12 protein-coding genes are annotated in these 11,215 nt (G+C 41.6%); 8 read left to right on the plus strand and 4 right to left on the minus strand.

Going from position 1 to position 11,215, the window contains the following annotated elements:
- Positions 1-94: 94 nt before the first annotated feature.
- From MHH46_RS15095 to MHH46_RS15105, 3 genes are all read left to right on the plus strand, one after another.
- On the plus strand, positions 95-1,981 hold the full coding sequence (locus MHH46_RS15095) for an acyltransferase family protein (protein WP_076190415.1): 1,887 nt from the start codon (positions 95-97) through the stop codon (positions 1,979-1,981).
- Positions 1,982-2,071: 90 nt separating this feature from the next.
- Complete coding sequence (locus MHH46_RS15100; RefSeq protein WP_076190414.1) at positions 2,072-2,578, plus strand: RNA polymerase sigma factor; 507 nt, start codon at positions 2,072-2,074, stop codon at positions 2,576-2,578.
- A 1-nt stretch (position 2,579) separates the two neighbouring features.
- A complete protein-coding gene (locus MHH46_RS15105; RefSeq protein ID WP_076190413.1) occupies positions 2,580-3,467 on the plus strand; it encodes an RsiV family protein in 888 nt (295 codons plus the stop codon).
- A 342-nt stretch (positions 3,468-3,809) separates the two neighbouring features.
- Here MHH46_RS15105 and MHH46_RS15110 read toward each other — a convergent pair whose 3' ends face one another.
- Entirely contained in the window at positions 3,810-4,394 is a 585-nt protein-coding gene (locus tag MHH46_RS15110; protein WP_076190412.1) for an AAA family ATPase, read from the minus strand.
- A 231-nt stretch (positions 4,395-4,625) separates the two neighbouring features.
- Between MHH46_RS15110 and MHH46_RS15115 the strand changes: the two genes are divergently transcribed.
- Positions 4,626-6,182: an ABC-F family ATP-binding cassette domain-containing protein gene (locus MHH46_RS15115; RefSeq protein WP_036677991.1), complete on the plus strand. Its 1,557-nt coding sequence runs from the start codon at positions 4,626-4,628 to the stop codon at positions 6,180-6,182.
- A gap of 92 nt (positions 6,183-6,274) precedes the next feature.
- Here MHH46_RS15115 and MHH46_RS15120 read toward each other — a convergent pair whose 3' ends face one another.
- From MHH46_RS15120 to MHH46_RS15130, 3 genes are all read right to left on the minus strand, one after another.
- Positions 6,275-6,403, minus strand: a complete 129-nt coding sequence (locus MHH46_RS15120) for a hypothetical protein (RefSeq protein WP_340034513.1) — start codon at positions 6,401-6,403, stop codon at positions 6,275-6,277.
- A gap of 54 nt (positions 6,404-6,457) precedes the next feature.
- On the minus strand, positions 6,458-7,324 hold the full coding sequence (locus MHH46_RS15125) for a helix-turn-helix domain-containing protein (protein WP_076190411.1): 867 nt from the start codon (positions 7,322-7,324) through the stop codon (positions 6,458-6,460).
- Positions 7,325-7,555: 231 nt separating this feature from the next.
- Positions 7,556-9,223, minus strand: a complete 1,668-nt coding sequence (locus MHH46_RS15130) for a ribonuclease J (protein ID WP_254848955.1) — start codon at positions 9,221-9,223, stop codon at positions 7,556-7,558.
- A gap of 123 nt (positions 9,224-9,346) precedes the next feature.
- Between MHH46_RS15130 and MHH46_RS15135 the strand changes: the two genes are divergently transcribed.
- From MHH46_RS15135 to MHH46_RS15150, 4 genes are all read left to right on the plus strand, one after another.
- Positions 9,347-9,823, plus strand: coding sequence for a GNAT family N-acetyltransferase (locus MHH46_RS15135; RefSeq protein WP_076184542.1), 477 nt, complete (start codon positions 9,347-9,349; stop codon positions 9,821-9,823).
- 117 nt (positions 9,824-9,940) lie between these two features.
- Positions 9,941-10,474 carry a TetR/AcrR family transcriptional regulator gene (locus tag MHH46_RS15140; protein WP_143762713.1) on the plus strand — a complete coding sequence of 178 codons (534 nt, stop codon included), beginning with the start codon at positions 9,941-9,943 and terminating at the stop codon, positions 10,472-10,474.
- 13 nt (positions 10,475-10,487) lie between these two features.
- Entirely contained in the window at positions 10,488-10,814 is a 327-nt protein-coding gene (locus MHH46_RS15145) for a multidrug efflux SMR transporter (RefSeq protein WP_036677974.1), read from the plus strand.
- A 17-nt stretch (positions 10,815-10,831) separates the two neighbouring features.
- Entirely contained in the window at positions 10,832-11,191 is a 360-nt protein-coding gene (locus MHH46_RS15150; RefSeq protein WP_076125771.1) for a multidrug efflux SMR transporter, read from the plus strand.
- Positions 11,192-11,215: the final 24 nt, after the last annotated feature.

An 11,215-nucleotide genomic window follows, 5' to 3' on the forward strand; every position in this document is an offset into this window, starting at 1 on the left:
CTTTTGATAACAGATTAGCCAGTTTAAAGAACTTTTTGAGCTGCTCCTGCGTCCTGCCTATGAACAACAAATTAAGGGTAAGGACTGAAACAGAATGAATGACAACAAGCGTTATATGCCTGGTATTGATGGACTAAGAGCTTTTTCCGTACTCGCTGTCATAGCCTATCATTTGAATTTGAAATGGGCTGGGGGTGGACTGCTGGGAGTGGGAATCTTTTTTGTGATCTCGGGTTATCTCATCACAGACCAAATCATTAACCAATGGGAGCGTCATCGAAGATTGGACCTTCTGGACTTTTGGATACGTAGAGCACGGAGGTTGCTGCCGGCGACGATAGTCATGCTGATCGTTGTCACCATATGGCTCTTAATCATAGATCCCACGAGATTAAATGGGCTGACAGGAGATTTCATGTCATCACTATTTTACGTTAATAACTGGTGGTTAATATTTCATGATGTTTCGTACTTCGAAAGTTTTGGACCTCCTTCTCCGATCGGACATTTATGGTCACTTTCTATTGAAGAACAGTTTTATATTCTATGGCCGCTGCTGCTCGTATTAGGACTAAAGATCATACCTCGTCGAGGTAAACTTATTGCCTGGATTCTGGCTTGTGCTGCTGTCTCAGCTTTAGCCATGGCTATGTTCTATGTACCGGGCACAGATCCAAGCAGGGTCTATTATGGAACAGATACTCGCATATTTGCACTTCTAATTGGAGCGGCGCTTGCTGTTGCATGGCCTAGTCAGAAACTTAAAAATACAGTCACAGAAAGATCTCGTTATATGTTTGATATCATTGGTGCTCTGGGACTGCTGGTATTAATGGTGCTAGTTTACCGGGTTAACGAGTTTGATGAATCACTATATCGGGGTGGATTTTTGATCATCTCTATCATTACTGCAGTAGTGATTGCCGTGCTTGCTCATCCTGCCAGTTCTCTTGGACGGAAAATGGGCTGTAAACCCTTGCGATGGATAGGTGTACGTTCATATAGCTTATATCTTTGGCATTATCCCGTAATTATTCTTACCAGCCCTAATGGGAATCCAGATGAGAGCGGCGTGCTTCGAATTATCCTTCAGTTAGCAGGATGTTTTCTACTGGCAGCCTTATCATACAAATATGTGGAGGAGCCGCTCCGGCGGGGATCATTAAGAGATATTTGGAACCATAGGAGTGCGAAACAACGCCGCAGCTACCGCCCGGTCTTTCTTATGACCATGATCTTTTTGATTCTTATTCCGATTGCCTGCAATGGATATTTATCCAACGCTGAATCTGACACACTTCCAATCGAAGTTGCAGATAAGCAGAATGTACAGCAAGAGAAGCAGAATGTACAGCAAGAGAGAACAGCGCAAGATCCAATAGATCACAATTCATTGGCACCACCTGTAGAAAAAAATACGACTGATGTTGAGAAGCAAAAACCTGACACTGAAGAGCAACAAGTTGAACCAGAAGGAAACATAGCGGTAACCGGGAAAAATCAAACCGGAAAGAATATTACGGCCATTGGTGATTCTGTCATTTTGGATGCAGCACCGTTTTTAGTAGAAAGTCTCCCTGGTATTGTCATCGATGGAAAGGTCGGCAGACAGATGATGCAGGCACAGGAGGTAGTTGATCAGCTTAGAGCACAAGGACGGTTAGGGGAGCGGATGATCATAGAGCTGGGAACGAATGGAGCTTTTAACTCCAAGCAATTACGTAAACTACTAAACTCGTTAAGCGATGCGGAGCAGATTATTTTGGTCAATACACGTGTGCCGAGAAAGTGGGAGCAGACTGTGAATTCCACCCTTTCAAAAGTTTCCAGTGAATTCAGGAATACGACCATAGTAGACTGGTACTCAGCTAGTGAAGGAAAAGACGACTACTTCTACAAAGATGGTGTTCATTTGAAACGTGAGGGTGCCAAGTATTATGCATCAATTCTAATTAAAGCTTTGGAAAAAGAAAATAAATAATTTATTTGGAATCTCCAAACTTTTTTATACTCACCAAACGTCTTACTCCTGTTACAACACCAGATCACAAACAGAGAAGGATAATCGACCATGTTGAATAGGAAAACCGAGAAAATATTGACGCGATGTATCAAAGAAAACAAAGAAAATGTATACCGGCTTGCTTACAGTTATGTGAAAAACAAAGAGGATGCCCTCGACATTGTGCAGGATTCTATTTATAAAGCGATGACACGAATGGATTTGCTAAAGGATCACGATGCCGTGAAAAGCTGGTTTTACAGGATTGTCGTGAATACTTCCTTAGACCTTTTGCGCAGAAACAAGAAGGTTCAGACGATGGAGCCAGAGATAATAGAAACCTATAGTCCGGCTGTTGAGGATAGCTATACAGATATGGATTTGATAAGAACACTGGAAGAGCTGCCGGCGAAATACCGAAGTGTGATCGTGCTTAGATATTTTGAGGATATGAAGATTAATGAAGTGGCTGAAGTTCTTAACGAGAACACCAATACAATAAAGACAAGGCTGTATCAGGCCCTTCAGTTATTGCGAGTGAAGCTGAATGATGAAGCCTTAAAGGAGATAAAGTAAGATGGACGAAAGAATACAAGAATTACATAAAGAGTATACCGATATTCCCATTCCGGATGAACTTGATTTGATTGTAAACCGTTCTATAAAGCAGTCACTTAAAGCCAATAGAAAAAAACACACGACAACTAAGTGGGTGGCTAGTGTTGGTGCGGCCGCAGTTATTTTTCTAGTAGCCATAAACACCAGTACAACCGTAGCTAGTGCATTATCTTCCATTCCAGGCGTAGATCGGATAATAAAAGTACTAACTATTAAAGAATACGTTGTAGAAGAAGAGAACTACGATGCAAATATCAAGGTTCCAGCCGTTACGGATATGGAAAACAAAGAACTGGAGCTTGGATTGAACAGCAAATATTTAAGTGAGAATAAAGCACTATACGAAAAGTTCCAAGCGGAGATCGAAGCGTTGAAGGAACAAGGTGGGGGCCATTTGGGGCTGGATGTAGGTTATGAAGTGAAAACGGATAATGGTCGCATTTTCTCCATTGGCAGATATGTTGAGGAAACCGCTGGTTCATCTTCAATGGAAGTTACTTTTGATACGATAGACAAAGAGAACCAGATCCTTATTACATTGCCAATGCTATTTAAAGATGATCAATACATTGAACGCATCAGCGAAAATATTAAAGAACAGATGATTGCCCAAATGAAAGCAGACTCTGAGAAAGTTTACTGGATCCCTGAGTATGGCGATGATGTACCAACGGATCAGTTTACCTCCATTACGAAGGATCAGAGCTTTTATATCAACACCGAAGATAAGCTTGTGATTGTGTTTAACAAATACGATGTCGCACCGGGTTATATGGGCTCCGTTGAATTTGTGATACCAACCGCGGTGCTTGCTGATGATTTGGTCAGTCAGAAGTATATTCAATAAAAGAATTTTGGGAATAACGTCATCTGCGGTCCGAAACTCTGCGCAAAAGGTGCTAAATGTGGAAATAATGTCATCTAGGTCCGAAAGTTTAGCCAAGGCTTTTTGTCCAAACCTCAAACATCGTTTGCTCTCGTTATTTTACGGGTGACGCAGCAGCTATCGGACTCAGCTGACCCTAAACGCAGCATTATCGCACTTTTGCAATTCTATCGGACCGTATCGTCGCTATTGGCACGAAAACCATCCCCCAAGCGCACTTTTCTAACGAATAGCTGCACTGGGGTCCGAAACTCTGCACAAAAGGTGATAAAAGTGGAAATAACGTCATCTGGGTCCGAAAGTTTAGCCGTATATAAATTGTTCTACTGCCGCAACAGTAGCATTAATATCCGGGTTAGAATTGTCGATCAACGCAATATTTTCAGCCGGGAGCGGCCATTCTACCGTACGGTTGCCAAGAGAAGTGCGGAATTCATTCCAATGCTGGAACTTCCATTCATCTAGTGGTGATTGTCTGTCTTGAATTCGTTCAAGGTACAATTCCTCGTTGGCTAACCCTACCAAGACAACCTTGACCTCAACATCATGAAGGGAACGCCCGATCCGAGCTAACTCATGGCTGATCCAGTCAGGATTGGCCGCCTCTTTGGTAAAGGGACCAACTACAAAAGCATCGACGTCCAAGCCTATATTATCCAGCGCAGCATCCATAGTGATTCGATAACCTAAATCGCGGCATAACCTTTTGTACTCTGCTGAGTCTCTATCTGCCGGATCCAGTCCGTGTAAAGTCATTATCGCGTCAGCAGCAGGCCGTAGTAAGATATCCATATCGAAAAAAGGTATTTTGCGCCGCGAAGCAATCGCTTTAGCTAACGTTGTTTTGCCTGCTCCAGCTGGACCAAGAAAAAATACAAGTTTATTCATTTCTAATTCTCCTTAGTTCTCAAGTCAACTCCAATGTGTATCTATGCATACTATCATATAAAAGATGACGAGCAATCGCCAGCGTAATCCCATTCTCGGCAAGTGACGGTCCACAAAACTAAAATTGCTCGCGGATTAGCCCATAAAATGATATTTTTTTGCTTCTCCATTGAGTTTTTAGCTAATCCTGCTTATAATATAGCGAGAAAAATAAGAAAAAGGTGTCCATAAATGAGCATATTAAATGTTGAAGGATTAAGTCATGGCTTTGGAGATCGTGCGATCTTTAAGGATGTTTCATTCCGTCTCCTAAAAGGCGAGCATATCGGATTATTCGGCGCTAACGGCGAAGGAAAATCCACTTTTATGAATATTGTTACAGGCAAACTGCAACCTGATGAAGGTAAAGTCGAATGGTCCAAGCGGGTGCGTGTTGGCTACCTCGATCAGCATGCAGTGCTGACCAAAGGAATGACGATTCAAGACGTACTCAGAAGTGCCTTTCAGTACCTGTTCGATCTTGAGCAAGAGATGAACGATATGTATGGCAGAATGGGTGATGTTTCACCTGAAGAGCTGGAAAAGCTGCTTGAAGAAGTAGGTACCATCCAAGATACACTTACAAATCAAGACTTTTACATGATCGATGCGAAAGTACAAGAAACCGCGCGTGGACTAGGGATTACTGACATTGGATTGGATCGCGATGTAGCCGATCTTAGTGGTGGTCAACGCACCAAAATCTTGCTTGCTAAGCTATTGCTTGAAAAACCAGATATTTTGCTCCTCGATGAGCCTACGAACTATCTGGATGAGCAGCATATTGAATGGCTGAGACGTTACCTTCAAGAGTATGATAATGCTTTTATTCTGATCTCACATGATATGCCATTCTTGAATAGTGTTATCAACCTGATCTACCATATGGAAAATCAAAAGCTGACCCGTTATGTGGGTGATTATGAGCAATTCCAACAAGTCTACGAAATGAGAAAACAACAGCTTGAATCTGCTTATAATCGCCAAAAGCAAGAAATAGCAGAGCTGAAGGATTTCGTAGCTCGTAACAAAGCCAGCGTGGCTACCCGTAACATGGCGATGTCCAGACAGAAGAAGCTCGACAAGATGGAGATCATCGAGATTGCCAAGGAGAAACCGAAACCACAGTTTAACTTTAAAGAAGGTAAAACTGCCGGCAAGATGATTTTCGAAGCAAAAGAATTGGTTATCGGCTACGACTCTCCATTGTCCAGACCGCTTAATTTGTTGATGGAGCGTGGACAGAAGATCGCGTTGGTTGGGGCAAACGGAATTGGTAAAACAACTTTGCTGCGCAGCATTTTAGGTGAAATCTCTGCTTTGTCCGGTTCGGTAGAACGTGGATACCATCAGGAGATTGGCTATTTTGAGCAAGAGATGAAGGAAGGCAATTACAAGACTTGTATTGAGGAAATCTGGGATACATTCCCGTCTCTGTCACAATTCGAAGTACGTGCTGCTCTAGCTAAATGCGGATTAACCACGAAGCATATTGAGAGTAAGATTGCTGTACTAAGTGGTGGGGAAAAGGCTAAAGTTCGTCTATGTAAGCTGATTAATAGCGAAACTAATATTCTTGTATTAGATGAGCCAACGAACCACTTGGATATCGATGCCAAAGATGAACTGAAACGCGCTCTAAAAGCATACAAAGGAAGCATTCTTATGATTTCTCACGAACCCGATTTTTATCAGGACATCGTAACCGATATCTGGAATTGCGAAGATTGGACAACGAAAGTATTCTAAGTATACGAGTTCAATTAACGAATCTTAAACAGGATACCTTACTTCGATACTCCGAAGGGTATCCTGTTTTTTATTCCGAGGCACTATCTGCATTAATTGTGGCGATTAAAATTGGCGTATGAGTAGAAATCAAGATCATCATGTGGAGTGATTCCACTTTCAATGCAGATTCCCAGATAACAAATCCGTAAAAAATTGATGGCCGCCTTAATGATTTTCATAATTAACACAAAGAATAGATCACTCCTCAAAACTTTCCGTCCGATAAGAAGACTTTAGGCTTCAAACTTCAGATTCTGTGGTTCCGTCGGAAATTCTTCTGTCCGTGCACGGGAATCAGTGACGGGAACGTCCAGGCCTACTTCTTCAAATGTGCAGTCATCTAGCCAAATCTTTCCTGATCCCGATAGGAGAATACCAATGTTGATACAATCCGCCTCTGCCGGGATATCCAGCACACAAGCGTAAAAATTCCAGGAAGCAGTTCCTTTAATACTTCTGTACTGCATGTTGTCAAAACCCAGCATATTCTGGAGCTTGTCATCAATACGCATCCATAAGCCGCACCAGTCGCTGACTTCTTCGGTCCGGATAAAGCCGGCAAACCGCATCCGCTTCCCAAGATAATTTTTTGCATCAAACTGCTGCATTAGAGTACCAAATTCGTTCTCTTCAGGTGGTTCAGTTTCTGCGCATTCCAGTGATACAGAGTTCCTTCCCTTATGGTAAATCTGCATATCTAATGATGCCTTATATTTGCTGGGGGATGTTCCGGTGATGAACCAACCTTTAATTTCGGACATGGTAAATTCCTCTCTTTCCTGAATCAATAGTTTTATCTGCGACCTGTATTGGGCTGGGGGGAGAGCATAAAGTCCTTTAAAAGCTCTTGTAAAAGCCTCTTGACTATCAAAACCATAAAGCAGTGCAATATCTAGAATGCGTTCTTCGGAATAGAGCAGCAGTTGGGCAGCAGAACTCAACCTACGGGAACGAATGTATTCAGCTACACTTTTGCCGACATATTTCTGAAAGAGCCGGTGGAAATGATATTTGGAGAATCCAGCCACTTTCGCAATTCCGTCCAGATTCAATTCTTCTTCCAAATGGTTCTCAATAAATTCAATACTATTGTGAATCATCTTGTAATACAGCCTAATCACCTCCCTGGTATTAATATACCTCACCTATTTAAAGGGATTTTGATAATTCTTGCTTAGTTGTACTTCAGTATGTAGAGATTTGCATCTGAACCTAATACTATCAGCAGAAGATATAAAAGGAGAGTATAAAACTATAAAACACAAAAAAGGCGAATTCTTACTCATAATGGAGTAAGAATTCGCCAATATCTATTCGATTGCATTCCTACATTAAACCTCAATGATGATTGGAAGAATCATTGGCCGCCGTTTCGTTTTTTCGTATAGGAACTTACTTAATGATTCTTTGATGGTCTGCTTGATGATATTCCATTGGCCGAGATCCGTTTCGTTCATTTTTTTAAGGGTCGATGTTACATGCTGGTTGATCTCGTCCATTAAATTATCGGAGTTACGGACATAAACGAATCCCCTGGAGATAGTGTCTGGCTCGTTTAATAGACGTCCATCGGTTTGGCTCAGTGTAATCACTGTAATCAGAATGCCGTCTGCTGACAGCTGGCGACGATCGCGAAGCACAACATTTCCAATATCTCCGATCCCAAGGCCATCTACTAGAATTTGCCCAGCAGTCACTCGACCGGATTGGCGGACAACACCAGACGATGACTCAACGATGTCTCCATTTTTTAGAATAAAGATATTTTCCGGTTTGACGCCTACCGCCTCCGCTAACAAGCTGTGATGATGCAGCATACGGTATTCACCATGAATCGGAATAAAGTATTCAGGTTTCATTAGAGTCAGCATTAGCTTAAGCTCCTCTTGGCTGCCATGCCCGGAGACGTGAAGCTCACTGCGTGAACCATAGATGACTTTAGCACCCAGCATATATAAATTATCGACAATCCTTGAAACATTCCGTTCATTTCCCGGGATGGGATTGGCTGCGAGCAGCACCGTGTCCCCAGCCTGGATCTCCATCAATCGATGGCTTGAGTTCGCTAAGCGGGATAGTGCGGCCATGGGCTCTCCTTGACTGCCTGTACATAAAACAGTTACCTGTGCCGGAGGGAGCTTAGCAGCTTCTGCAGGTTCGATCAGCATATCGTCCGGAATGTTCAAATAACCGAGTTCTTGGGCCACTCTGACTACATTTACCATACTTCTGCCGAGTAAGGTCAATTTACGTTCAGTTAAATGAGAAGCATCAATGATCTGCTGTAGACGATGTACATTTGAGGCGAAGGTAGAAATAAAAATTCTACGGTCTGCTTTTAAAAAGGCTTCCTTTATGTGAGCGCCAACAAGCTTTTCAGAAGGGGTGAAGCCAGGACGCTCAGCATTAGTGCTTTCTGACAGCAAGATCTTTACACCGTTTTTCCCAATATCGGCCATTTTATGTATATCTGGATACTGCTTGTTGACAGGCGTCATGTCAAATTTGAAGTCTCCTGTATGAACTACGGTACCTTCAGGTGTATCGAATACTACGCCAAGGCAATCTGGAATACTATGATTTGTATTAAAAAATGTTGTAGTAATGGCTCCCAGGGTTAACGTGGATTCTGAATTAATACAATGGAGTTTCGTTTGTCGTAAAATTCCATGTTCCCTAAGTTTATTTTCGATTAATCCTAAGGTTAAACGGGAAGCATATATTGGGATATTCAACTGTTTAAGCAGGTAAGGAATCCCGCCGATATGATCCTCATGTCCGTGAGTCACCACCAACGCTTGTACCTTATCAATATTATTTAATAAATACGAAACATCAGGAATAATTAGGTCAATCCCTAAGAGACTTTCATCTGGGAATTTAGAGCCGCAATCAATGACAACAATATCATCTGCGTATTGTAGGATATACATATTTTTACCAATTTCATGAACCCCGCCTAATGCTGCAATCGAGAGTTGCTTAGCTGCCATTTTCATTGAAGCCCCTCCTAAATAAATTTCTCTATATTATGTTTGAATCCCATTATAATTATCCATTCTGAAGCTTGATACAATATAATAACTGAAGAAAGCTAATCGAAAGATAGGAGAACGTTACTCATGAATATCCGACTATTACAAATGAAAGATAATAGCTCCATTGAAAAGGTCATTAGGGACTGCCTAATTGAGTTTGGCGGGAATCGCTCGGGTCTAGCCTGGGAGGATGACAGCCTGCATCATTTATCAGATGATTATAATCATAGTGAGAATCGGGCTTATTGGGTTGTCGAAGAGGGAGGGGAAGTATTAGGGGGGTGTGGCATTGCTCCTTTCGGGAATGATGACAAGATATGTGAGTTGCAAAAAATGTATTTATCTCAGTCGATTAGAGGTAACGGGATAGCCAAAGAACTTTTAAATACAGCGTTGGACTTTGCTAAGCTTCATTACAACCAATGTTATTTGGAGACACTTCAAAACATGCACGCAGCTAACCGTTTCTATATGAAAAATGGATTTGAGCTTTTGGATGAACCGCTTGCGGGGTCGGAGCATTTCGCTTGTGATGCTTGGTATATTAAAAATTTAATGTGAATTGCTTTAAAAATGTTGGAGGCCTGGATTACCAGGCTTTTTTTGATCTAAGGTAATGATTTTTTATTTGACAATAAAACCGTCCAGACGGTATAGTAAATAACAGAGGTGATTATCGTGAACAGTAATTCAAAACGAAGTAGTATTTTATTAGCAGCTTCTATAGTAGTTAAAAATAATGGGGTGGAGAAGCTTACGCTTGAAGCCGTTGCCAAAGAAGCGGGGGTCAGTAAAGGTGGACTGCTGCACCATTTTCCGAATAAGGAAGCTTTAATAAAAAGTATGGTGGAAGAGTTAACAAGTGATTTTTTCAGTAATGTTCAAGAAAGAGTAGCGAATGCATCTAGAGAAACGGGGAAGTGGGGACGAGCGTTTGTTCAGGCGATTGACGACGATCTTAAGGAAGAGCAAGAGATTAGCACCGCGCTTTCGGCTGCTCTTTTTACGAACCCGGATATCCTTAAGAAATTTCAAGATCAATACTCAGTATGGCAAAACAATATAGAGAACGATGGAATAGATCCTGTACGTTCCACAATTGTCAGGCTGGCAGCGGACGGTTTATGGTATTCAGAAATGTTCGGATTAGGAGCTTTAGATAAGGATTTACAAGATAAAGTAATTCAAGAATTAATAAACATGACGGAGTAAGGAGGGGCTATTGTTGAATTCATATGTGTTACTGGCAACAGCGATTATCTGCGAGGTATTTGGTAGCTCCATGCTTAAGGTTTCTAACGGGTTTAAAAAGATTTTACCTTCAATAGGAGTCGTACTCGGCATGGGTTCAGCCTTTTATTGTCTTTCTTTAGCGCTTTCAACGATTCCACTAGGGACGGCTTATGCTATTTGGTCGGGGGTAGGTACGGCTTTAACTGCGTTAATTGGAGTCATCATTTATAAAGAAAACTTCAATCTGAAAAAACTACTCGGCCTGATTCTTATCATTGGTGGAGTAGTCATTATGAAACTTTCTGGTGGATCTCATTAGAGCTTGGAGGAAATGTTATGAACAAGAATAAGGGTTTTTGGGTACTTGGGGTAGCTATTATAAGCGAAGTAATAGGTACAACTATGCTGAAAATGTCAGAAGGGTTCACACAAATATTGCCTACTATAGGTGTTATTATTGGTTTTATTATCGCATTTTATAGTTTGTCCATAAGTCTCAAAGTTTTACCTTTAAGCCTAGCTTATGCGATTTGGGCAGGTGTAGGTACAGTTCTAACCGCCATCGTTGGTATCGTAATATGGGGGGATCCATTTAGTATGCTTACACTTGCAGGCATAGTATTAATAGTTGGAGGTGTGGTTTTATTAAACTCTCCAGATTCAGCTAATGAAAAAGAACTTAAAACCACAAGTTAATCTTCATAAAAAACTAGGGCCTGA

Origin of the sequence: Paenibacillus sp. FSL H8-0175, assembly GCF_045040615.1 — a bacterium.
Lineage (GTDB): Bacteria > Bacillota > Bacilli > Paenibacillales > Paenibacillaceae > Paenibacillus_AQ > Paenibacillus_AQ odorifer.